Origin of the sequence: Nocardia takedensis NBRC 100417 (genome assembly GCF_000308695.1) — a bacterium.
GTDB classification, from domain to species: domain Bacteria; phylum Actinomycetota; class Actinomycetes; order Mycobacteriales; family Mycobacteriaceae; genus Nocardia; species Nocardia takedensis.
Genome location: NZ_BAGG01000123.1, coordinates 1 through 24,203, shown reverse-complemented (window position 1 = coordinate 24,203; position 24,203 = coordinate 1). Strand labels below are relative to the sequence as shown.

17 protein-coding genes are annotated in these 24,203 nt (G+C 69.8%); 5 read left to right on the top strand and 12 right to left on the bottom strand.

Features of this window, described 5'->3' with window-relative positions; translation table 11 throughout:
• Window positions 1–22 precede the first annotated feature (22 nt).
• On the bottom strand, window positions 23–1,480 hold the full coding sequence (locus ON30_RS25995) for a DUF7159 family protein (RefSeq protein WP_245554218.1): 1,458 nt from the start codon (window positions 1,478–1,480) through the stop codon (window positions 23–25).
• A gap of 189 nt (window positions 1,481–1,669) precedes the next feature.
• The gene (locus ON30_RS25990) at window positions 1,670–2,992 is read right to left on the bottom strand and encodes a UDP-glucose dehydrogenase family protein (protein WP_040711048.1); all 1,323 of its coding nucleotides are present in this window, start codon (window positions 2,990–2,992) and stop codon (window positions 1,670–1,672) included.
• Window positions 2,993–3,066: 74 nt separating this feature from the next.
• Here ON30_RS25990 and ON30_RS25985 point away from each other — a divergent pair, with 74 nt between their 5' ends.
• The 3 genes from ON30_RS25985 (at window position 3,067) to ON30_RS25975 (ending at window position 6,174) form a co-directional block, all read left to right on the top strand.
• A complete protein-coding gene (locus ON30_RS25985) occupies window positions 3,067–3,684 on the top strand; it encodes a YdcF family protein (RefSeq protein WP_245554217.1) in 618 nt (205 codons plus the stop codon).
• Between the two features lie 112 nt (window positions 3,685–3,796).
• Window positions 3,797–5,026: an acyl-CoA dehydrogenase family protein gene (locus tag ON30_RS25980; RefSeq protein ID WP_040711046.1), complete on the top strand. Its 1,230-nt coding sequence runs from the start codon at window positions 3,797–3,799 to the stop codon at window positions 5,024–5,026.
• A complete protein-coding gene (locus ON30_RS25975; RefSeq protein ID WP_040711043.1) occupies window positions 5,026–6,174 on the top strand; it encodes an acyl-CoA dehydrogenase family protein in 1,149 nt (382 codons plus the stop codon). Before ON30_RS25980 ends, ON30_RS25975 begins: the two co-directional genes overlap by 1 nt.
• A gap of 160 nt (window positions 6,175–6,334) precedes the next feature.
• On the opposite strand, the gene ON30_RS25970 is transcribed toward ON30_RS25975, so the two are convergent.
• From ON30_RS25970 to ON30_RS25955, 4 genes are all read right to left on the bottom strand, one after another.
• Window positions 6,335–6,625, bottom strand: a complete 291-nt coding sequence (locus tag ON30_RS25970) for a hypothetical protein (RefSeq protein WP_040711042.1) — start codon at window positions 6,623–6,625, stop codon at window positions 6,335–6,337.
• 247 nt (window positions 6,626–6,872) lie between these two features.
• The gene (locus ON30_RS25965; protein WP_051029989.1) at window positions 6,873–7,178 is read right to left on the bottom strand and encodes a helix-turn-helix domain-containing protein; all 306 of its coding nucleotides are present in this window, start codon (window positions 7,176–7,178) and stop codon (window positions 6,873–6,875) included.
• A gap of 304 nt (window positions 7,179–7,482) precedes the next feature.
• Window positions 7,483–7,842, bottom strand: a complete 360-nt coding sequence (locus tag ON30_RS25960; protein WP_040711041.1) for a type II toxin-antitoxin system RelE/ParE family toxin — start codon at window positions 7,840–7,842, stop codon at window positions 7,483–7,485.
• Between the two features lie 269 nt (window positions 7,843–8,111).
• The gene (locus ON30_RS25955; RefSeq protein ID WP_040711039.1) at window positions 8,112–11,468 is read right to left on the bottom strand and encodes a (Fe-S)-binding protein; all 3,357 of its coding nucleotides are present in this window, start codon (window positions 11,466–11,468) and stop codon (window positions 8,112–8,114) included.
• A 465-nt stretch (window positions 11,469–11,933) separates the two neighbouring features.
• Here ON30_RS25955 and ON30_RS25950 point away from each other — a divergent pair, with 465 nt between their 5' ends.
• A complete protein-coding gene (locus tag ON30_RS25950) occupies window positions 11,934–12,653 on the top strand; it encodes a DUF8020 domain-containing protein (protein ID WP_040711038.1) in 720 nt (239 codons plus the stop codon).
• Between the two features lie 63 nt (window positions 12,654–12,716).
• On the opposite strand, the gene ON30_RS25945 is transcribed toward ON30_RS25950, so the two are convergent.
• The 6 genes from ON30_RS25945 to ON30_RS25920 all read right to left on the bottom strand — a co-directional run bounded on the left by ON30_RS25945 (window position 12,717) and on the right by ON30_RS25920 (window position 22,234).
• A complete protein-coding gene (locus ON30_RS25945; RefSeq protein ID WP_040711037.1) occupies window positions 12,717–13,589 on the bottom strand; it encodes an NRDE family protein in 873 nt (290 codons plus the stop codon).
• Window positions 13,590–13,736: 147 nt separating this feature from the next.
• Window positions 13,737–15,065, bottom strand: a complete 1,329-nt coding sequence (locus tag ON30_RS25940; RefSeq protein ID WP_051029988.1) for a S1 family peptidase — start codon at window positions 15,063–15,065, stop codon at window positions 13,737–13,739.
• A gap of 112 nt (window positions 15,066–15,177) precedes the next feature.
• Window positions 15,178–16,536, bottom strand: a complete 1,359-nt coding sequence (locus ON30_RS25935) for a S1 family peptidase (protein WP_040711036.1) — start codon at window positions 16,534–16,536, stop codon at window positions 15,178–15,180.
• Window positions 16,537–16,723: 187 nt separating this feature from the next.
• Window positions 16,724–17,887: a hypothetical protein gene (locus ON30_RS25930; RefSeq protein ID WP_174387575.1), complete on the bottom strand. Its 1,164-nt coding sequence runs from the start codon at window positions 17,885–17,887 to the stop codon at window positions 16,724–16,726.
• Between the two features lie 44 nt (window positions 17,888–17,931).
• Window positions 17,932–20,463: a LuxR C-terminal-related transcriptional regulator gene (locus ON30_RS25925; protein ID WP_040711035.1), complete on the bottom strand. Its 2,532-nt coding sequence runs from the start codon at window positions 20,461–20,463 to the stop codon at window positions 17,932–17,934.
• Complete coding sequence (locus ON30_RS25920; protein ID WP_040711034.1) at window positions 20,456–22,234, bottom strand: Hsp70 family protein; 1,779 nt, start codon at window positions 22,232–22,234, stop codon at window positions 20,456–20,458. The genes ON30_RS25925 and ON30_RS25920 overlap by 8 nt, the downstream gene beginning before the upstream one ends.
• A 295-nt stretch (window positions 22,235–22,529) precedes the next feature.
• Here ON30_RS25920 and ON30_RS40210 point away from each other — a divergent pair.
• Window positions 22,530–24,203, top strand: a 1,674-nt coding sequence (locus ON30_RS40210; RefSeq protein WP_218006303.1) for an IniB N-terminal domain-containing protein, incomplete at its 3' end; no start/stop codon positions are given.

Sequence of the window (24,203 nt, the reverse complement as noted above, 5' to 3'; positions counted from 1 at the left end):
TACGTCAGGATCGACCCGGGGCTCAGCGCGGGGCTTGGGGGAAGAACTCCGGCGGGATCGTCGGGACGACGATCGGCGGAAGTCCGGGCACCACGAAGGTGTTCGGGCCCTGGGTGGGTGGCGCGGGTTCCTCGGCGGTGGTGCGCCGCGGCGGTGGGGCCACCACGGCCTCCTCGGTCTCCGTGGTGGTGGCGGGGGCCACCGCGATCTGCGGGTCCAGCGTAGTGGTGCGCGGCACGCTGGAGGTGGTGGCGGGTGTGGACCCGTCGCTGTTGCTCTGCGAATCGCGTTCGAGCACCTGCGGGCCGTAGCCGAGTCCGAGGCCGATCGCGGCCACCACGGTCAGCGCGCTCACCGTCAGCACCGCGCCGTTGAATTCGCGCTTGCCGCGTAAACGCTCACCGGCCAACCACTCCGGTGACACCTCCTCGCGGCCCCGCCCGCGCTGGGGACGCTCCGGCCAGTCGTCCGTCTCGTGGTAGCCCGGCCAGTCGTCGGTGCGCCCGTCCGCGGCGAGACCGTGCTTGCGCCTGCCCTTCTTGGGCGGCGCGGACAGCCACGCGGGGGACAGCGTGTCCTGATCCATGGCCATCGCGGCGGGAGCCGGACCGGGGGCGACCGGACGCACCGGACGCGCCAGCAGCGCCGCGCCGCGCGCCGTGACCGTCTCCGGGCTCTGCGGCACGATCACCGGCACGCCCATCCAGCGGTCGAGAACCTTGGCGACCAGCGGGATCCGCGCGCAGCCGCCGATGGCGAGCACGCCGTGCACGGGCCGATCCGACCGCACGATGACGTCGCGGGCCATCCGCGCGGAGGATTCGATCGCGAGCATGATCAGCGACTCGAAATTCTCCTGCGCCAACAGCACCAAGCCCTGTTCGCTGGGCAGCGCGACCGCGGTGTTGCTCGACAGTTGTTCCTTCGCCTCGCGGCACAGCGCGTCCAGCGCGGCCAGACCGGCCGGGTCGGCGGGATGGGCGATGCGTCCCGAGGCGATCTGCTGTTCGCGGATCAGCGAATCCAGGTAGTCGCCGCCGATGTCGCTGGTGCGCTCGGTGTGCACGACCTCGCGGGTCTGGGTGTCGACCACGCTGACCGACAGACCCGAACTGCCCAGGTCGTAGACCACCAGTGAGGAGATGCCGCGGATATCGCCGGTGGACTGGGCGAATTCGAGCGCGGCGAAGATCTCGGGGACGAGTTCGTAGTTGGTGATCTGCTGACGCGCCATGGCCGCGCGCACCGAGCGCGCCTGCTGCTCACTGCGGTAGGCGATCGCGGTGGCCGCGATGTCGGGGACGGCCTCGAGGGTCATCCCGACCGCTTCGGCGGCCAGATCCTCCGCGGCCATGTCGAGGACGGGCAGTGACTGGAGATCGAACACATGGGGGTCGACGTGGCCGTGCGGGGTCCCGGCGTGCGGCCGCGCCATACGGACAGCGCCGGCCCCCACCGAAATTCCCAGTACCGAACTCATCAGCTGCCCATCTCGTTTCACGCTTACGACAAGCGAGCCCGCGCCGCCGAGGACGGGGTGGCCCACCTCGGACGATACCCGGTCCGATGCGGTCCTCCGGCCTCGCTGTGTCCGATCACAACGGCCTCCCGGCACGTCGTAGGCGAATCGCCGTAATACGTGGGAAACCTGTTCTCGTCGCGAGCAACTCTACGGTGTGCCGAGTCCGGCGTACACCCATCCGGCCTCTCGCCACGTGGCACGATCGAGACAGTTGCGGCCGTCGATGATCGAGCGGGTACGGACCACCCGGTCCAGGTCGCGGGGTCGCAGCGCGGTGAACTCGTCCCATTCGGTGAGCACGAGGACGACGTCCGCGCGGTCGCACGCCTCGGCCACCGAGGTCGCGTAGTTCAGGGTCGGGAAGACCCGGCGCGAATTCTCCAGGGCCTTCGGGTCGTACACCGTCACCACCGCGCCGTGCAGTTGGATCATGCCCGCCACGTTCAGCGCCGGGGAGTCGCGCACGTCGTCGGATTCGGGTTTGAACGCCGCGCCGAGCACCGCCACGTTCGCGCCGAGCAGCGAACCGCCGCAGGCCCGCGCGGCCATGTCGACGACCTTGGTGCGGCGGCGCATGTTGATGTTGTCGACCTCGCGCAGGAAGGCGACGGCGTGGTTCGCGCCGAGTTCACCCGAGCGGGCCATGAACGCGCGGATGTCCTTGGGCAGACATCCGCCGCCGAAGCCGAGTCCGGCGTTGAGGAAGCGGCGGCCGATGCGGGCGTCGTAGCCGAGCGCGTCGGCGAGCATGGTGACGTCGGCGCCCGTGGCCTCGCAGACCTCCGAGACGGCGTTGATGAAGGAGATCTTCGTCGCGAGGAAGGCGTTGGCCGAGACCTTGACCAGTTCGGCGGTGGCCAGATCGGTCAGCAGGAACGGGACTTCGGCGGCGATCAACTCCGCGTAGACCTCGCGGATCAACTCCTCGACCTGTCCGGCGCCCGGTCGGGCGGCGTCCACGCCGAGCACCAGGCGATCGGGGCGCAGGGTGTCCTTCACCGCGAAGCCCTCGCGCAGGAATTCCGGATTCCAGGCCACCTCGACCGGCGCGGGGGCCAGCGCCCTGGCGCGTTCGCCGAGCGCGGCGGCCGTGCCGACCGGGACGGTCGACTTGCCGATGACGACCGACGGGCGCTCCAGCATCGGCGCGAGCGTATCGATCACGGCGTGCACGTATTTCAGGTCCGCCGCGTACTCGCCCTTCTTCTGCGGCGTCCCCACGCCCAGGAAGTGCAGTTCGGCGTGGTCGGCGGCTTCGGCGTAGGAGGTGGTGAAGCGCAGACGGCCCGCGTCGAGGTTGCGTCTGAGCACACCCTCGAGTCCGGGTTCGTAGAAGGGGACGACCCCGTCGGACAGCTTCGCCACCTTGCCGGGGTCGACATCCACCCCGATGACGTCGTGTCCGAGTTCGGCCATGCACGCCGCGTGCGTGGCCCCCAGGTACCCGGTTCCGAAGACTGTGCATCGCATGATCGATTGGTAAGCCCCGCCGATGGCCGCGCCGCGTCAGTGAGGCAAGGGTCAACGCAACAGCAGGTGTACAGGTGGCGACACCGGGTATGCGCACCGTCCCGACCTGCGCGAACACCTTCGGCGATAGCATCACCGGCGTGCGTGGACGTCGAGTTGTCTTGGCCTGCGCGGCGGGTGTGCTCGCCGTCGCGGTGGCCGTCGTCGCGCTGTGGCCGGTCTATGTCCGCCCCCGGGTCGACCCGCCCGCGCCCGCCGACGCGATCCTGGTGTTGGGCGGCGCGCACGACGGTCGCGAGGAACTCGGGTTGCGACTGGCTCGCGAGGGCTACGCGCCGCTGGTGCTGTTCTCCGACCCCTACGACGGCAGCGCACGGATGAACCGGATCTGCCACGGCGGCTACTCCTTCGAGGTGCGCTGCTTCGACCCGGACCCGCGCACCACCAGGGGGGAGGGCCGGGAACTGGCGCGGTGGGCGCGCGCGGAGAATTGGCGGCGGGTCATCGTGGTCACCTTCACCCCGCACGTCTCGCGCGCCCGCTACGTCCTCGGGAAGTGCTGGGACGGTGACCTGCTGTTCGTGGACCCCCGGCCGTCGCTGTCGGCGCCGCGCTGGGGCTACGACTACCTGTATCAATCGGTGGGTTACGTCAAAGCGTTCTTCGAGGATTGCCGACCCGGGGAGACCTAACTGCTGGCATATGGCCTCAGTTTGATTTCGCGCGAAGCCGGTCTTACATTGGGAAGGCATGTTGACCGTCGGTCAACAGCTGTGCATTGCGGCATACCCTCCGGAGGGGCAGATGGATTACGACTGGTCAGCGGCCGACCTGGCCTTTCGAGACGAGGTCAGGGCGTTCTTCGACGAGAAACTCACCCCCGACCTGCGGCGTGCCGGACGACTGGCCACCAGCGTCTACCCCGACCACGAAGCCAGCATGGAATGGCAGCACATCCTGCACGAGCGCGGCTGGGCCGCGCCCGCCTGGCCGGTCGAACACGGCGGCTGCGACTGGAGCCTGACCCAGCACTACATCTTCGGTCGCGAAGCCATGCTCGCCGGCGCGCCCACACTGTCCCCGATGGGCATCAGGATGGTCGCCCCCGCGATCATCGCCTTCGGCACGCCGGAACAGAAGGACTACTACCTCCCGCGCATCCTCACCGGCGAGATCTTCTTCTGCCAGGGCTACTCCGAACCCGAAGCCGGCTCCGACCTGGCCTCGCTGGCGATGTCGGCCGTCGACGACGGCGACCACTTCATCTGCAACGGCAGCAAGATCTGGACCACGCACGCCACCGAGGCCAACTGGATCTTCTGCCTGGTCCGCACCTCCCGCGACGGACGCAAACAACAGGGCATCACCTTCCTGCTCATCGACATGAACGACCCGGGCATCTCGGTGCGCCCGCTGGTCATGACCTCCGGTGAGGAAGTCCAGAACCAGGTCTTCTTCGACAACGTCCGCGTCCCCAAGGCCAACGTGCTCGGCCAGATCGACGACGGCTGGACCGTCGCGAAATACCTGCTCGTGCACGAACGCGGCGGTGCCCTCTCGCCCTACCTCCAGGTCCAGGTCGAAGACCTCGCCGTCGCCGCGGCCGACCAGACCGGCCCCGACGGCACACCGCTCATCGATGACCCGGCCTTCGCCCGCCGCCTCGCCGACGCCCGGATCCGCACCGAAGTGCTCGAGATCCTCGAATACCGCACCCTCGCCCAGATGGCCCAGGGCAAGAACCCCGGCCCCGCCTCCTCGATGCTGAAGATCCTCGGCACCGAACTGAGCCAGCAGATCACCGAACTCGCGCTCATCGCCGCCGGGCCGCGCGGCCGGGTCTACCAGCCGCACATCACCAAACCCGGCGGACCCGTCACCCAGTACACCGCCCCCGAGGACGGCTACCGCAGCGGCGAGGAATGGCAAGCGGTCGCCCCGCTGCGCTACTTCAACGACCGCGCGGGCTCGATCTACGCGGGCAGCAACGAAATTCAGCGCAACATCCTCGCCAAGGCAGCATTGGGACTCTGATGGACTTCACACTCACCGAGGAGCAGCAGCTCCTGCGCGACTCGATCGCCGGTTACCTCGCCGCCCGCTACGACCTCGAGAAGAGCCGCACCGCGGCCAAGACCGCACCCGGCTGGCAGCCCGCCGTGTGGCGCGGATTCGCCGAAGAACTCGGCATCCTCGGCGCGACCCTGCCCGAACGGGTCGACGGCATGGGCGGCGGCGCGGTCGAACTGATGGTCGTCGCCGAAGAACTCGGCCGCGCGCTCGTCGTCGAACCGTTCGTCGACACCGTCGTCGTCGGCGGCGGACTGCTCGACCGCTCCGGCGGCGACCGCGCCGACGACGTCCTCGGCAAGATCGTCGCGGGCGACGCCCGCACCGCCTTCGCCGTACTCGAACCCGCCTCCGGGCAGACCCAGCACGACATCGGCGTCACCGCGCGCCGCGACGGCGACGAATGGGTCATCGACGGCGAGAAGATCGTCGTCACCAGCGCCCCCATCGCCACCCACCTGATCATCGCCGCCCGCACCGCCGGGGAACGCCGCGACAAGGTCGGGATCTCGCTGTTCCTGCTCGACTTCGACGCCGCCGCACCCCCCGCGGGCGTCACCGTCGCGCCCTACCGGACCATCGACGACCGCGTCGGCGCCGACCTCACCTTCACGGGCCTGCGCCTGCCCGCCGCCGCGCTGCTCGGCATCGAAGGCGCGGCCTGGGACACCATCGAGGCCACCACCGACGACGCCATCGCCGCCATCGCCGCCGAAGCCGTCGGCGGCATGCGCAAAGTCCTCGCCGACACCCTCGAATACGCCAAACAGCGCCAGCAGTTCGGCGTCACCATCGGCAGCTTCCAGGCATTGCAGCACCGCATGGTCGACATGTACATGGAGCTCGAACAGGCCATCGCCGCCACCTACCTCGCGATCCACGCCCTCGACGCCGAACCCGCCGCCAGGGCGCGCTCCATCTCCGCCGCCAAGGTCACCGTGGCCCGCGCGGCCCGCTTCATCGGCCAGAACGCCGTCCAGTTGCACGGCGCGATGGGCATGACCGAAGAACTCGCCATCGGCCACTACTTCAAACGCCTCACCGCCATCGAGAACGAATTCGGCTCCACCGACTTGCACCTCGCGCGATACGCCGCACTCACCCGGCCCTGAGCCAGCCGGGCGGTGCCCGATCCGGTCCCACCGGCGAGCGGGGGTGGTCCCACAAGGCCCACCCCCGCTTTCGCGCGCCCGGGGGTTTCGCTCCCGCACTCGGGGTCCGTCGCGCTCTGCCGAAACGCGTCGGCCTGAAACGTTCGTTGCGGCGGCCCGCTCAGGCGGCGGTGAACCAGGCGACGAAAGTCAGCACGGTCACGACCAGGAACACGGTCCACGCCACTTGTGCCACTTGCGCACGGACGCGCCCGACGAAAGCCAGCGGCACCAGCGCAACCGCCACCGCCCCAACCGGCACCGCCGCCACCGTTCCGAAGATCAACCCGTACCCGTGCGGATCATGACCCGGATCATCCGATAATCGCGACCCGAACACCACACTCACGCACAACACCCAGAATCCCGCCGCGACGATCCCCACCCCGCCGGCCGACACCCGCTCCACCACATCCCACCGAACCCCCACCCCGACCTCCCCGCGTCCGCAATCCCTCCCAGAATGGCACGCCCCGGAGAAACGACCCGCTCATCGCGGCTCCTGTCGAACGCTCTCCGATCCAGAGCGGAGAGGACTGGCAGCGCCGTAGTCCTCGAAGTCCGGTCACCAGGCGCTCATCGAGGAGCGCGGGGTCAGTTCGGCCCGAGACCGCGATACGGGTACTAGTTGTCTTGGGTCGGGCGGCTTCGAATTCGGTTCACGCCGACATCAGTTCGATGTGCAACTGCACATTCAGCGCGCCGGCGATCCGGTCGAGAGTCTGGATCGTGGGCACGCCGTCACCAGCCTCGAACCGACTGATGGCGTTCTGCTTCATTCCGGCTCGCTTCGCCAACTCGCTCTGAGTCCACCCCCGTGCCTCCCGCACTCGCCGAACCTGCTCGCCGAGCCGATAGGCGATCTCGGCCGCTCGGTAGGCAACCTGGTACTCCGAGGTAGCGCGGGTCTCCGCGCTGCGGCGGTCGAATTCCTCCTGGCCGATGTTTCGTCCTGCGGTGGTCATATCTCATCTACCTCTAGGTTTTCGTGCCTTTCCACCTCGGCCTTCGAGGCGGAAGAATCGAAGATCCGTCACGCACGGTATTCAGCGCGTCAACGACTTCTTCCGGGGTTGCTCGCTGTGCCCTACCCATTCACCGAGAACCGGTCACGGTCATGAGTCCCATCTTTCAGCAGGGAGGTGGCATACATCGGAACTCCTGTTCTCAAGGGGGTGTGTTGTCCAGGGCGGGTGGGGTCGTGCTGCTGGTTCGAATCCGCAGTGGCAGCCGACTCGCGCCGATCGGCGCAGTCGCAACGGTCACCGGTCAGGTTTCGAATACGTTGTGATACGTCGGGTCGTGGTCGTTCTCGCACAGCTTCTTTGCCAGTATGGCTCGATTCACCTCGATGGTCTCGTGCTGTGTCGACTTGGTGAACACGGTCAGAAGAATGATCTTTCGGTCCCCGGGGAACCAATAGGTGATCCGGACATTGCGGTTTCCGGAGATCTCGAAACGAAGCTCACGAACGCCATCCCTGAGGTAGCGGGAGTGAGGCATGGTCAGTTCCGGGCCCTTCTCGGCCAGAAGGCTTGCCCTGAAGTCCGCGCGGGCGCGATCTTCAGGAGTCAAGTCCAGCAGGAAGCCTACGACTTCCTGTTCGGCGATGATCTCGAACAAGTGCACGAATCGACAGTATCACGCAGATGTGATACTACCTGATCAGGCCGCCTGCTGCTACCTTCGTCTGCAGTTCGCCCCGTTGAAGGTCGGTTCCGACGTGGTCGAGGTTGCACTCGGGCATTCTGCTGCAGGTCATGGATCTATCGGCTCGACAGTTGGCCTGCCAGGAGGGCCTCTGCGTCGTTGGCCTGCTCTGACATTCGGTGCTCGGGCGGTCGTGGACATGAGTAGAGCCCGGTCCGTGGGGACCGGGCTCTACTCAGTTCCTGGTGTCAGTTGTTGCGGCCGGGGGCCTTGGCTCCGGATTTGAAGCCGAGGCCGCCGGGCTTGGCGGTCGGCGGGGCGACGCGGGGTTTGCCGTTGCCGGAGGTGCCGTTTCCGTTGCCGTTGGTCGGGGTGGAGTCCGAGGCTTCGGTGGATTCCGGTTCGGTGGGGGCCGGGGCCTCGGTGGATTCCGGGGCTTCGGCGGCGGTCGACTCGGCGGCCGGGGCTTCGGCGGTGACCGATTCCGCGGGCGGGTCCGGAGTCTCGGCGGTGACCGGATCGGTGGAGGCCGTGGAAGTTCCGGTGTCGGCCGATTCCTCGGCGGTCGAAGGCTGCTCGGCGGCCGGGGCGGTCTTGCCGGGGGCCTTCGGGCCGGGGCGCTTGAAGCCGGACTTCATCGCCAGGCCCTTGGCGGCGATGGTCGGTTTGACCTCTTCCCCGCCGGCCGATTCCGTGGTCGCGGCACCGGCGGTTCCGGCCGCCGACGCATCCGCCGACTCCGCGGACGACTCGGTCGCGGCGGCGGGCTTGCCCGGAGCCTTCGCGCCGGGAGCCTTCGCTCCACCCTTCATGCCCAGGCCCTTGACCGGCGGCGCGGCGGGAGCCTCGGCGGCGGTTTCGGCGGGAGCGGTCTCGGCGGCGGGCGCTTTCGCGCCGGGAGCCTTGGCCCCGCCCTTCATGCCGAGTCCGCCGCCGGGGGCTTTCGCCCCGCCCTTCATGCCGAGTCCCTTGGTGGGCGCGGGTTCCGCGGCGGGTGCGGATTCAGCCGATTCCGCGGCGGGCGCTTTGGCTCCGGGGGCTTTGGCGGCACCCTTCATGCCGAGTCCGCCACCGGGAGCCTTGGCGGCGCCCTTCATGCCGAGTCCCTTGGCGGGCGCGGCTTCCGCGGCGGGCGCGTCGTCGGCCTTGGCGCCGGGAGCCTTCGCGGCCCCCTTCATGCCCAGACCGCCGCCGCCGGGCGCTTTCGCACCCTTCATGGCGAGTCCGCCGCCGGGTGCCTTGCCGCCCTTCATCGCCAGACCGCCGCCGGTGGGCGCGGCCTTCGCGGGGGTTTCCGCCGCTTCGACGGCCGGTTCGGGTTCGGGTTCCGGCTCGGGCTCGGCCTTGGGCTGCTGGATGACGGCCAGGTTCTCGGTGAGGGTCGCGGCTTCCACGCGGTCGATGGCGTCGAGCATGAGTTGGGCGACGTCGACGACCTCGACGCCTTCGCCCTCGCCCTTCTCCTGACGCGCGGTGACGCCGTCGGTGAGCATGACGCGGCAGAACGGGCAGCCGGTGGCGATCTTGCCGGGGCCTTCGGACCCGTTGGTGCCGGACAGGGTGCTCAGGCCCTCGTCGACGCGGTCGACGTTGACGCGCTTGCCGAGTTGTTCCTCCATCCACATGCGCGCGCCGCCCGCGCCACAGCACATGGACCGTTCGCCGTGGCGGGGCATCTCCACGAGCGTGGAGCCGGAGGCGGCCATCAGTTCGCGGGGGGCGTTGTAGACCTTGTTGTGGCGGCCGAGGTAGCAGGGGTCGTGGTAGGTGACGTTCTGGGTGACCGACGCGACCGGGATCAACTTCTTCTGCCGCACCAACCGGTTGAGCAACTGGGTGTGGTGCACGACTTCGTAGTTGCCGCCGACCTGCGGGTATTCGTTGTTGAGCGCGTTGAAGCAGTGCGCGCAGGTGACGACGATCTTCTTCTTGCTCTGTTCGACGCCGTCGAACACCGAGTTCAGCACTTCGATGTTCTGGGCGGCCAACTGCTGGAACAGGAATTCGTTGCCCGCGCGGCGCGCGGAGTCGCCGGTGCAGGTTTCCTCGGCGCCGAGGACCATGAATTTGGTGCCCGCGGTGGCGAGGAGTTCGGCGACGGCTTTCGTGGTCTTCTTCGCGCGGTCCTCGTAGGCGCCTGCGCACCCGACCCAGAACAGGTATTCGTAGCCGTCGAAGGAATCGGCGTCACGGCCGAAAACCGGGATGTCGAATTCCATCTCGTTGACCCAGTTGATGCGGTCCTTGGCGTTCTGACCCCAGGGGTTGCCCTTGTTCTCCAGGTTCTTGAACAGACCCGCGAGCTCGGAGGGGAATTCCGATTCGATGAGCACCTGGTAGCGGCGCATATCGATGATGTGGTCGACGTGTTCGATGTCGACGGGGCACTGTTCCACGCACGCGCCGCAGGTGGTGCAGCTCCACAGCACTTCGGGGTCGATGATGCCGGAGACGTCCTCGCCGCCGACCAGCGGTCGTTCGGCTTCGGCGCGGGCGGCCTCGGGGATGCGGGCCAGCTTCTTCTCGTCGGGGTTGCCTTCGCCGTCGACCAGGCCGATCTCGTCGCCGCCCATGTCCTTGCGGCCGCCGGCCAGCAGGTAGGGGGCTTTGGCGTAGCCGTGGTCGCGCAGCGACATGATCAGCAGCTTGGGCGAGAGCGGCTTGCCGGTGTTCCAGGCGGGGCACTGCGACTGGCAGCGTCCGCATTCGGTACAGGTGGTGACGTCGAGGATGTCCTTCCAGGAGAAGTCCTCGAATTTGCCGACGCCGAGGGTGTCGGTGTCGGGGTCGACGTTCTCCATGTCGAGGGCTTTGCCGTTCGACATCATCGGCTTCAGGGTGCCCAGGGCGACGCCGCCGTCGTCCTCGCGCTTGAAGTAGATGTTCGGGAACGCGGAGAACCGGTGCCAGGCCACGCCCCAGGTGATGTTGCGGCCGACCAGGTACAGGAACGCCATGCCGGACATCAGCTTGATGAAGGCGAAGATCGACACCATCGTGGGGCTGGCGGGCAGCAGTTTGGCGACCTGCATGGTGAAGAAGTCGGTCGCGGCGTTGGAGTGGTGGTAGGTCGCGATCTTGCCCGCTTTGACGAAGACCATGCCGAGTCCCTCGAGCAGGACGATGGTCTCGATGACGTAGGCGGGGGCGAATTTCGAGCCGCTGAACCGGGAGAGGCGTTCGGGGACGCGCGGGTGGTTGAGCTGGCGGATGACGATCAGCGTGCCGATGCCGACGATGGTGCCGATGCCGAGGATCTCGTCCCACAGGTGGTAGATCGCGGTGTCGCCGATGAGCGGCCAGTGGAATTCGGGGTCGAAGGTCTGTCCGTAGGCCTCGAACCACAGGATCGCGCCGCCCATGAAGCCGATCATGACCAGCCAGTGCGCCCAGCCCACGGTGCGGAATTTGTTCATCCGCGTGTGGGCGAGGAATTCGACGACCATCTGCTTGAAGCGGGGGAAGAACGGCCGCCACCGGTCCGGGGCGCTCTGCCCGACCATGATCGTGCGCACGATGTTCCTGACCCCGCCGACGAACGAGGCCCAGCACACGATGCTGAGCAGCGCACCTATCGTGCCCAGCGTCACTGTCAGGGCATTCATGTCGCGACCTTTCTTTCGAGGCAACACGAGCGTTCCAGGTCGACGGAGCCGTCGACACGGTTGGCTCGTATCGTAACCGCCAGTAAGTTACCCGCCGGTAACATACTGCCTCTATCGTACGATCCCGGTTTGGTTGCTATCCCCATACGCTGGGAGTTGACCCTGATCCTGTATGTGATGAATGTCACATTACAGCGTCCGAACCGGTGCCTGCCCGGCCTGCTGGCCCGGCGGGAAACCGCATGGTACGAGCGGTTCCGTTAGGGGAGGCTTACACTGCCCCCGATGTTGGGGATCTCGCTTCTGGGAGCGCATTCCATTAGGCTCACGTCGATCTGTTAGCTGTGCTCGTTTTCACACTGCTCGGGGAGAATCCGAAAAGGGCCGACCACCTCTCGGATTGACAAAGAGCTCTCGCGTGGGAAAGCGGGTTGCGACAACTCTGATGATGGATTGGAAAACCGAATGAACCTCCGCAGGACCACCGCGGCGGCCGCTCTGGTCATCGGCGCGATGACTGTTGCCATGGGGACCTCACACGCCGACCCGGCACCGGCCCCCGCCGCCGATCAGCCCATCAACTACTCGGTGAAACTGGTCGACAAGACCGTTGTCACCACGCTCCGTGGGGGGACCTTCGCGCTCACGCAGAAGGACGGAGCCACGCCGGAAGATCCGAAGATCGACGTCGTCGACATCCTGGACGGCAAGGGCAACAAGCTCGTCACGCTGCCCATGGAATTCGACGCCGCCGGTACCGGCATCCCGGTCAAGTCCGAGCTGAAGAAGGACGGCACCGTCCTCGAGATCACCCCGGACAAGCCCGAGGGCTTCCGCCTCGACAAGCCGGTGGCGGTCAAGCCGGTCGCCTCGGCGCAGGAGAACCAGCGGGCGCAGAACGACTTCTCCAGCAAGTTCGGCATCGGCACCGCCATCGGCGGCTTCGTCGGCACCGCGGTCGGCGCGATCATCGGTTGCGTCGTCACCATCCCCGCGGGCTGCCTTCCCGGTCTGGTGACCGGCGCGGGCGTCGGCGGCATCCTGGGCACCATCGCCATCGGCGGACCGACCCTGGTCGCCGCCGGCATCGAACTCATCTCGGTGATGCAGGCCCCGGAGAACACCACCGCGTGGTCGGACAAGAAGCCGGAAGAGGTCAAGAAGACCGAGGAAGCGCCGAAGTAGCGCGACCCGCACACTCGATCGGCCCGTTCCCCGCGTGGGGGACGGGCCGATCGCGTTTTCGCCCTACGGCCTTGCGATCACCCCGGACAGTCGCACCTCGCCCAGCGGCGCTCCCTGCGGACCGAAGGACCGCTCGGCGATCTCGAAGCCGCCGTCCTCGCGTACCAGCAGCACGGTGCTCGCCCGGGTGCCGTGGATCGTGTGCGCGATGAAACCCGCCGACAGCGCGCGCTCCATCTCGTGCGGCACACCGGTGTCGGGCAGCAGTTCCTCGGGAGCCTCCGTCGGATCCGACAGCACCTCGAAATAGCGCTCCACCGAATCCGGCTCCGAGCCCACCACTTTGCGCAGCGCGCCGAGCCCCTCGCGTACTTTCGGCCAGATCCGGGCGGCGGCGGTCAGTTCGGCGTCCGGGCCGACCGGAGCCGAGGTGACGAACCCCGCGTTGGACAGGCCGTGGAAGCCGGGCGCGAGTTGCCGCGGCACGCCCGCGAGCGCCCGGTTGGAATGCCACCACAGCGACCGGAGATCGGAGACCACCACGTTGTACCCGTTGTAGTCGTCCGGCGCCTCAGCGACCTGCTGGACGTAGTTCTCGGGGGCCGGGAAGTCGGCGACGCCGTCGCGACTGACACCGCGCAGGAAATCCATGAGCAGCGCGCCCCGCGACCGGGCATCGGGTCGGTCATCGAGCGGATTGCGCACATTCGTCACCGCCGCGAACCGGCCCGCGTTCTCCCACAGCCCCAGCCACGTCCCGGGCGGCTCGCCCTCGGTGCGGCCGCGCGCCCCCACGTCGCGGCCCGCGATCATGCCGGGCACCTCGGTCCAGCGCCGCATCGACTCCGTCGGCCGGGTGTAGAACTCGTCCCGGTTCGCCGCGACGATCAGTCGGTACTCCGGGTGCGCACGCCAGCCGATCAACACCAAACACATGCGCTCCAGGATGCCCGAGGGTCGCGGAGGCCGGTAGCCGATCGCGCACCGTTCAGGCCGTGGAAGGGCGGCGGCAACCCGCCCCGGAACGGGAAAGGGCCGACAGCGACCCCTCGGGTCACGCTGTCGGCCCTTCCGTAGCCGGTATCAGCTGGTCTGGACGCGCAGCCCCGGGTTGTCGGAGAGCACGACGCTGACCGGTTGCGCGAACAACTGCGGGACGTCACCGGTCAGCGCGCCGATCAGGTTCGGGATCGCGCAGACCGGATAGTCGGCCACCGAGGACGCGCTCGAGATGCCGAGGGCGAGACGGCCGGTGACGATCGGGCCGCCGCTGTCGCCGGGCAGCGCGCAGATGTTGGCGGAGAAACTCTGGGTCAGCACCCGGTCCTCGACCTGCACGCTCTGGTCGACCGCGTTGACGATGCCGCAGCTGAAGCCGGTGCGGGCGCCCGACTTGCAGACCGGCGCGCCGACGACCGGGGTGGCGACGCCCTCGAGCAGGATCGGGGCCGCGTTCGGCACCCGCACGGCGTTGTTGTCGAACCGGTCCCTGGCCTGGTCGGCGATGCGCACGATCGCGTAGTCCTGCGCGCCGAGCACCGACTTCTGGAACCGGCCGAGCTCGGGGCCCAACCGCTGGCCACCGACCAACTCGTGCACGGTGGCGGCGTTCTCGGTGCCCGAGGCGGCCAGTTCGGGATCGCAGTGGCCCGCCGTGATGTTCACGGTGTTGCCCGAGCGGTCGACGCCGTTGAACCCGAACGAGCAGCGCAGCGAACCGCGCGCGTTCGACGAGACGAAGCCGTCACCCGCCGCCAGCGAACCCTGGAAGACCTCGCCCGCGATCTCGCCCGCCTGCGGCAGCGCCTCACCGGCGACCGGCGGCGGGGTGACGATCACGCGCGCGGGATCGATGAAGCTCGGCAGCGGCAGACCGGCCTGGTCGACGCGCACCGCGATGCTGTTGGTGACGGTGTCGATCACGACGCCGCGCACCAGGTTCGCGATCGCCTCGGGCTGCGCGTCCACCCAGCGCTCGAAGGCCGTCTTCTCACCGCGCAGCGTGGCCTCGCTCTTGGCCACGTTGCGGACCTCGAAGCCGGCATCCTGCGCGGCGGCGCGCGCCTCGTCGGCCCCCGGCCCCTGCGCGAGCGCGATGACGCCCTTGCCGGAATCGTCGAGCCAGGAACCGGCGAAGACCTGCGGGAACTGCCGCTGCGCCGTGGTGGCGAAGGCGGCGATGTCCTGGGCCAGGTCGGCGCGGCGCAGGTACTCCTCGGGCGAGATCTTCAGATCCCGCGACAGCGCCGTCACGAGTTCGGCGGGCAGATCCGGGCCCTGCGCAGGTTCGGCGTTCACGACCGCCGCCGTGGGACCGAGGAGCAGCAGCGCCGCGGAGGCGGCGATCACCGACTTCTTGATTCCGGTCTGTCGCGCGGCGGATCGGAACTGACCAATACGTGGCAGGAACATGCGCTGAACTATATGGGGTCGCGACCCGTATCACTACTCGTCCGGTGCGTCGGTATCCGCCGACGCGTGTTCCGGCGTGTCGAGAGCTGGGCCTATCCTCGTGTGGTTTCCGTCACCCGTTGTTCGGCTTGGTGCGCACCGTGATTCCGCTGCCGACGCCGCCGCCGGAATTGGCGTCGATATCGGCCAGGATCGGCCGGATCGGGATGCCAAGGGTCGCGGTGCCGCCGTAGGGCGCCAGGCCCAGGTTGGCCTCGTTGCAATTGGGGGCGTCGGCGGCGTTGGAGCCGCTGGTGATGCCCAGCGCCAGGGTGCCGGTGACGATCGCGCCGCCGCTGTCACCGCCGAGCGTGCACGCCGAACTGGCGAACCCGCGCACGGTCTTGCTCTCGCCCTCCGCGGTGAACAGCTGGGTCTCCACCCGGTCCGCCACCACGAAACCGCAGGTGAAGGTGGAGGATTGACCCGACTTGCAGACCGGGGCTCCGGTCACCGGGTCGGCGGTGCCGGTGATGTGGATCGTGGTGCCGTTGGCCCCGCGCACCGACGGCTGATCCATGCCCGCGCGGACCGCGCGCTCGTTGAGCTGGATCACCGAGTAGTCCAGACCCGACGCGCCGCCGAGTTGCGCGCTGACGAAATTGCCCAGCTGCGGGCTGTTCGGGATGTTCTTGACATCGGGGTAGTAGACCCCGGCCTGCTGGTCGGCCTTGGCCAGGTTCGGATCGCAGTGACCCGCACTGATGTTGAGCGCGTTGCCTGCCGCGTCGATGCTGTTGAACCCGAACGAGCACACGTCGACGCCGCGCAGCGAGGAGTCGTGCAACGAGGTGGGCGCGCTGATGTAGGTGTCGCCGCCCATCGGCCTGCGCTCGACCGGACCGCCGCCGCCCGGCGACAGGATGACCTTCACGTTGGCGATCAGCGTCGGCAGGTTCAGCACGTGGCCCGCCGGGGTGTTGGCGATGCTCAGCACGATCTGGCTGTTGAGGATGTCGATGGCGACCGAGTTGATCGCCTCGGACAGGTCGCGCGGTAGGTCGGCCACCCACTGGTTGACCTGCGTGAGCGAGGTTTCCAGGGTGTTCGCCGAAACCGGCGCGAGATGCGTGCGGTACCCGTCGGCACCCGCGATGGCCGCGGCGTCGGCGGAGGTGACCGCGACGGTCGCCGTGCCGTCGGCGGCGATCCACGCGCCGGCGAAGGAATCGGGTCGCTGGGAACGGAAGTCGCGCGCGTAGGCACCGAGTTCTTGGGCGCGCGCGGCACGGTCCAGGTATTCGGCGGGCGACATCTTCAGGTCGCGGGCGATGGCTTCGACGAGTTCGGCGGGCAACGCGTCGGCGGGGAGCTGTTCGGGCCCTTCCGCCGCGGCGACGCCGCTTCCGAGCAAGGGGGCGAGGAGAACGGTCGCGGCGAATCCCAGTGAGGCTGCCTTGACCGCGGCGCGGCGCGCCACCAACTTGCGCATGAAGTCCCTTCGTCGGCACTGACGTGCCAGTTGCGTCCATGGGCCACGGCGGGATTCCGTGTGGCACACGGCGTTCGTCCAGCAACGAACCGGCGGCACTGCCATCTGTTCGACAGCCACGGAAACCTCCGACAACACCGGTCAGCGCATCACTTTAGGGCACGAACCCCATTCGGTGGCGACCGAATCAGCGGATAGGGATCTGCACGGTGAAGGTCGGCGGTGTCCAGTCGTTGGTCGGCGGCTTCCACGGCGCGTCGCTGGGCCAGGTCGGCGTGGCGTAGCCGGGCCTCCTGGTGGTGGTCGGCGCGACCGTCGTGGTGGGCGCGACCGTCGTCGGAGACTCCGTCGTCGGGGGCGGCGGCGGAGGTTCGCTGGTGGTCTCCGTCGTCGGCTCCGGTTCCGGCGCGAGGCTGCGCGGCGCTTCGACGACCGGTGGCAACGCGGGCGCGGGCTCGAAGGTCGTGGGCGGCAGCATCGGGGTCGAATGATCGGAGCGCGCGTCGCGAACCGGTGGCGGCTCGGGCGTGTCGGCGCCGCGGACCAGCAGCGCCACGCCGAATCCGCCGAGCGCCAAGCCGAACAGGACCGCGGCCGCGATCAACAGCGGCACGCGGCGAGGGCCGGTGGCGGGCGCCGTGGCAGGCGGCGCGATGACCGTGGGAGCCGGGGTGGCCTCGGTGGGGGGCTGCTCGGGCGCGGGTTCGGCGGCGGGAACGGGCGTCGCCGCCGCGGGCATGGCCTGCGAATACGCCTGCGGCCGATCGTCGGCGGTCAACGCCGGGATCACATCGGTTCGCACCGTGGAGTTCTCGGCCTTCCCCGGGTCCGGCGGCGTCGCGCCCGCCGGGGTGGCCAGCACCGCGGCCAGCGCCGCCCGCGCGGCGTCGTAGGCGAAGGACCGCCCCGGCTGCGCGGTGTCGATCGCGGGCAGATCCGCCTCGCTGACCAGCACCACCGACCGCAGGCCCAGGTAGTCCAGCGCCTCGCGCAGCGACTGCACCTGCGCCGTCGGCCACTCCCCGGGATGGGTCGCGTAGAACTCCGCCGGACCCGCCAGGAACTCGGTGGTCAGGTTGATCAGGCAGAACACCGCCGTCGCGTACAGGTCCTCCGCGCGATACGCCTCACCGTCGTCGATCGACAGACCGGTGGGATCGCCCACCGCCGCGACGAACCCGGCGATCGAATGGGAGTTGCCCGCGGGCGCGTCGCCACCGAGCACGGTGTCGCCGTCCTCGGTCATGTGCAGAATCGACGCCCGCTCGACATAGTGCAGTTCGCCGCCGTCGGTGACGATCGCCGCGGTGCACTCGTCCTCGGCGATCCGCAGGCCCACCCCAGTGGCCATTCCTGTTTCCTCTATTCGACAGCTTCGGCAACGCGCCACATTGCTCAGACGAGCAGCGAGCCGTGGCCCATGGCGCGAAGCATCGACAATAACTCCGATCGCGATCCGGCACCGATTCGGCGGCGGATCCGGGCGACGTGATGCTCCACGGTCTTCGCCGAAATGTACAGGCGAGCTCCGATCTCGCGATAGGTCAGGCCCAGCAGGACCAGTTCGGCGACCTCGCGTTCGCGTTCGCTGAGCATCGCGCCGACCGCCGCCGGTTCGACCACGGCCGCCGCCCGCCCTCGGGTCGCCTGCGGGGCCGCGGCCTGGGCGATCCTCGGTTCGTTCGGCCGGGACTCGGCGCGCACCGTCCTGGCCAGTTTGAGCAGCGTGGTCGCGGTCGCGGAATCGTCGGCGGCCAGCGCGGCCTCACTCGCCAAGCGGGCCGCGTCCCAGGTCAGCCCGATCCCGCGCAACCCCGACACCGCCGAGGCCACGTGGGTCGCCGACACTTCGCCGCGCAGCACGAAGACCCAGGTGCGGCCGGCGTCGGCCAGCACCGCCGCGTGCCGGTCACCCGCCTGCGCCGCCTCCTTCAGACTCCGCGCGTGCGGGAGCAGATCGTCGGGGCTCTCGTGCGCGATCGCGGCCTGCACCCCGTACCAGTGGAAGGCGTTGGCCCAGACCGGCGGCTGTTCCAGACCGCGCAGCAGCGCCGCGCACGACTCCACCAGCGGCGTCACCCGCCGTTCCTGCCCGACCCGGATCCCCGCCAACCACAACTCGCCCACCGGCAGCATCGTCAGCAGATCCGCGTCGATGTCGTCGAAAAGCGGGTGCGCGGCCTCCCACGCGGCGCTCAACGCCGCCGGATCGCCGCCGCGCCGCGCCAGGCCCACCGCCACGCCGTGCGCCAGCAGACGGTCGCGCGGATCGAGGTGGGCGTGCTCGACCGCGGCCAACGTCGTCGCGGCGCGCTGCTCGTCACCGGCCAGCATCGCCACCCACGCGCCGAGCACCCGCAACTGGTGACCGCGCTGCCCGGCGTCGGTCGCGCGCAACAGCACCTCGCCCGCCCGCCGCGGTTCACCGGTGCTCAAGCACAACAGCGTCGCGATCGACACCGCCGAGACCGGGGGCAGCCGATCGGTGTCGGCGTCCAGATGCGCGGCCTGCACCAGCGCCGACACCGCCGCCCCCGCGTCGCCGCGGCGGGACATGGTGTCGGTCAGCGCCGTCGCCACCAAGCGGGCCTGCGCGTCGGCCTCCATCGGCGGCCAGTGCGCGGCCGTGGCCGACAGTTCCGCGGCGTTGCGCAGATCACCCGCCAGACAGTGCACCGCCGCCGCGACCGCCCAGTCCGCGCGGACCCGATGCGCGCCCAGCCACGCATACAACTGCGCGGCGCGGCCGATCAGACCACGCCGCGCCAACACTCCCGCGCAGATCCGCACCGCGTCGGCCAACTCCTCGGCCGACGCGTCCGATCTGGCCAGCACCGGTTCGGCCAACCGCAGCGCCGTCTCCCCGTCACCCGCGCGGGCCGCGGCCTCGGCCCAGCGCAACGCGATCCGACCCGGGTCCGCGCCCGCCGCCGTGGCCGCCGCGTAGAAGCGGACCGCCTCGCGTCCCGCGTGCGCGGCGGCCACGCACAGGAATTCGGCCAAGCGCCCGTCACGGACGCCCGCCTCGGCGAAAGCCAGCGCGGTGTGATCGCGCAACAGACCGGCGTCCAGGCGGGCCGCGAGCAGACGGCGTTGCACCGCCAGGAAACGACGGTCACCCAGCACGGTGCGCAACGCGGGCACCGCCGGGGCGATCAGCAGATCGGCGTCGGTGACCAGCGCGCTGGCCCGCGCCCGATCGATCAGCCGGCGCGCCGCGCCCGCGTCGATCCCCAGGACCTCGGTCAGTTCACTGGAATCCAAACCCGTGCCCGTGGTCGCGACCGCCAACGCCTCCAGCAGATCCGGGTCCATATCGTCCAACTGGATGCGCGCCCACTGCGCCACCGCCTCGTCGACCGCCCGCATCCCCGCCTCGAACCGGGTCGAACAGGCCGCCGACAGCGCCGCGACCACCCCCGCCCGGATCCCGCCGGTCTGCTGGTGGATGTGCTGGGCCACCGCGCGCGGCACCGCCATCCCCAACTCCCGGGCGAACGGCGTGATGTCCGAGACGCCCAACGGACGCAGATCCAGCACCCGCCCGCGCCGCGCCACCGCGTCGGCCAAGGCGCGCAACCGTTCGTCGTGCGGGCGCGGTTGGGTGGCGATCACCATCGTTCGCGACCCGAATTCGACCTCGGCGCACAAGGATTCGAAATCGTCGTCGCCCAGCGTGTGGGCGTTGTCGATGATCAGCGCGGGAGCGCGGCCCTCGGCCGTCAGGTCGGCCGCGACGCCGACCTTGTCCCACACCGGCACCTCCCGCATCCGCAAGCGGCCGCGCACCGCCGCCAACAACGTCGACTTACCGGTGCCCGAACGTCCGCGGATCAACAGGGCGAACGCCGACTCGGGGTCCGCGGAATCCAGTTCACGGAAGATGTCGCGCGCGTACGGCATGGTGTCGAGAGCGATCTCAGCCACCGTTGCCTCCGAGGATCTCGCCGGGCGCGCGCAACACCGTGCCGACCGCGCCGCCGACACCATCGATGGTGTCCTCCAACGCACCGGTCGGCAGACTCGGTGCTTGCGGCTTCGGGACCGGGAAGAGTGTGGTCGGGGACTGCGCGGGCGACTGCTGGGTCGGCTGCGGCTGCTGGGGGACGGTCGGCGCGGGCGTGTTCGCCGGCGGGGCGGGCTGCGCGGGTTGGCCGGGCTGCGGCTGGGCCGGTTGACCTTCCGGTTGCCCCTGGGCGGGTTGGCCTTGGTTCTGGGCGGGCTGTCCTTGCTGTTCCGGAGTGTTCGCGCCCGGTGTCGCCGCGGCGGTCGTGCCCGCCACCGCCACGACCGGACTCCCCGGCGAACCGGCCGCGGTCGGGCCGACCGGCGTGCCGTCCGGGTTCGTGGCCGCAACCGGCTGCGCAGGCGTCGACACCTCCCCGGACGGATCGGGAAACGCCGTCGTCGCCGACTCCTGCGACGGCGGATGCGTGGTCGGCACCACACCGGTGCCGATCGCGACGCTGCCGCAGGTCAACAGGATGATCGCCAGCGCGGCCCCCGCGATCACGATCGTCCGCTGCTTACTCGTGCGGCGCGGCGGCGGCTCCGACGGTAGATCCAGTGCGGTGAACTCCGGTGCGGGCCGCGCCGGATCCGGAGGCGAGACCCGGGCGGGCGCGAGTTTCGTCAACGCGGCGGGCGGCGCGCTCGCCACCGTCGCCGACGACAGGTCACCCGCCAGCAGCGCCGCACCGTGCGCGGCCGTCCGCTCCGGATGCACCGAGGCCACCACCGGCAGACCGAACTCCGTCGACAGCAACTCCGTCACCAGCGGGATCGCCGCGCCACCGCCCGTCACCAGGATCCGGCTCACATCCGGGATCGCCAAGCCCGCGCGGTGCACGGCGTCGCGGATCAGGTCCAACGAGGTCAGCAGCGAACCACGCAGCAGATCCTCGAGTTCGTCGCGCACCAGGCGGATCCGCTGCTGCGGACCCGCCGGATCCAAGCGGACCGGAACAACGGTCGCGGTGACGTCGGAAAGTTCTTCCTTCGCCATTCGGCAGCGCTCCCGCAAATCCGACAATTCCCTTTCGATCACCGGATCGAAAGGATCGAAATCATTTCCGTTCAGCGCATTTGCCAAGACATAGCGCATGGTCAGCAGATCGAATTCCGCCCCCGCGATGTCGGTCGTGCGCGACGGGACGCCCAGCGGGCCCGCCTGCGCCCCGGTCCGCACCACCGAGACCGTCAGACCCGTCGCGCCGAGGTCGTAGACAACCACCGCGCCGGTGTCCAGTCGGCCGTGCGCGTGCTCGAGCCAACGCACCGCGGCGCTCTGCTCCGGGACCGTCGTCACCTCCGACAGACCCGCCGCCGCCAACGCCGCCCGCTGCGCGCGCACCATGTGCTCCGACCAACGCGCCGGATGGCACACCACGACCGCGTCCGGCGTCCGATCCGTCGCGGCACTCGCGTCGGCGATCAGGGAATCGATCGCCGTCGTGACCAAATCGGCTGCGGCACAAGAATTTCCGTACTCGTCCAGCATATCCACCGGATCGCCGACCCGATCCAGGAAACCCGCCGTCACCGAGGGGGAATCGGGGACGCCCGCCGCGCGCGCCGTCGGTAGAACGCGCACCGCGCCGCCCGCGCGCGGATCCACGTCACCGGACTCGCCGGCTGCCGCGATCGCGACCGAATGCAACGCTCCTACGGTGATGCCGAGCGCCAGACGCTCTGTCATTCGTAACCTCGTTCGCAGACTCAGTGGGGCCCGATGGTCGCTGTCGCGCGTGCGGTGACGTGCCAGGGAGCTCGGTCCGGCCGACGCACCACATCTGTCGGTAGCTGGCGGGGAACCGTTACGCGCAGTCGGGAAGTCCGGGGGAATTCCCCTAACGCGACGCCTCCCCCTAATGGTCGGCCGCGGTGCGATCTAGGGATCTTCCCCGTTTTCCGTAACGACTCCCGCCCCTACCGTGAAATGCAATTCAACGGCCCGCGGATGAAAGAGGTCCGCCGATCTCAGGAGACGAGCCATGACAGTCAACGCCATTCTCGAATTCATCCTCGGCCTGCTGCGCGACCGCGAAGCCGCCGTCAACTACTGCGCCGCCCCCCAGCAGGCGCTGTGCGACGCCGGACTCCCCGACGTCACCCCCGAAGACATCGCCGCCGTCGCCCCGATGGTCGCCGAATCCGCCGTCATCACCGGCGGATCCGACCTGTCGGCCATCCTCGCCGCGGGCGGTAACGCGGGCGGCAACCTCGCCGCCCTCGGCAACGCCGCCGCGGCCGCCACCGTCGCCGCCGGAGCCGTCGCCGCCGCCAACGCGGGCCTCGACCTCGGCGCGGGCGCCGCCGGCGGAGCCGACATCGGCCTCGACGCCGACGCCGACACCGGCCTCGACCTCGACCTCACCGGCAACGGCGCCCTCGACACCGGCCTCGACCTCGGAGCCGCCCTCGACACGAGCCTCGACGCCCTCACCGACATCTCCCTCGCCCTCACCCCCACCCTCGACGCCGACCTCGGCGCGGGCCTGGGCGGCGCACTCGGCGCGACCGCCGGTCTGGGCGGCGCACTCAACGGCGCCGTCGACGCGGCCGCCGGTTTGGGCGCGGGTTTGGGTGGTGCTCTGAACGGTGCCGTCGACGCGGCCGCCGGTTTGGGCGCGGGTTTGGGTGGTGCGGTGGATGCGGCCGCTGGTCTCGGCGCTGGCTTGGGTGGCGCGCTCGGCGGCGCTGTGGATGCCGCCGCCGGACTGGGTGGTGCGCTGAACGGTGCCGTGGACGCCGCCGCCGGTCTCGGCGCGGGTGTCGGTGGTGCATTGGATAGTGCTGTCGATGCGACGGCTGGTCTGGGTGCGGGTGTGGGTGGTGCTGTGGACGCCGCGGCTGGTCTGGGTGCGGGTCTCGGGGGTGCTGTGGACGCCGCGGCAGGTGTCGGTGCGGGCCCGGGTGGTGCCCTGGGTGGCGCTGTCGATGCCGCCGCCGGACTCGGCGCGGGTCTGGAAGGTGCGCTGGACGGCGCGGTGGACGTGGCGGCCGGTCTCGGTACCAACTTGGGCGGTGCCGTGGACGCGACCGCCGGCCTGGACGGTGCCGTGGGCGCGGCAGCCGGTCTCGGCACCGACCTGAGTGGTGCTGTGGATGCCGCCGTCGGGCTCGGCGCAGATCTCGAGGGAGCCGTGGATGCCGCTGCCGGCCTCGGAGCGGACCTGGGTGGCGCACTGGACGGAGCGGCCGATGTCGGCGCGACCTTGGGCGGTGCGGTCGACGGCGTCGCCGGCCTCGGTGCCGGAGTCGGTGGCGCGCTCGACGGTGCGGTCGATGCCGCGGGCGGTCTGGGCGCGGGCGTCGGTGGGGCACTGGAGGGCGCGGTCGGCGCGACCAGCGGCCTCGGTGCCGGTGTGGGCACAGGCGTCGGCGGTGCGCTGGACGGTGCTGTGGATGCGACGGCCGGTCTGGGTGCGAGTATCGGTGGCGCGCTCGACGGTGCCGTTGACGCCGACGCCGGTCTCGGTGGCGGGGCTGGGCGGTGCGGTGGACGGAGTGGCAGGCGTGGGCGCGAACGTCGGCGGCGCGGTCGACGGTGCCGTCGATGGCGTGGCCGGCCTGGGCGCGGGCCTGAGCGGTGCCGTCGGTCTCGGTGGTTCGTTGGGTGCTGCGGTGGACGCCGCCGGCGGTCTCGGCGCGGGTGTTGGTGGAGC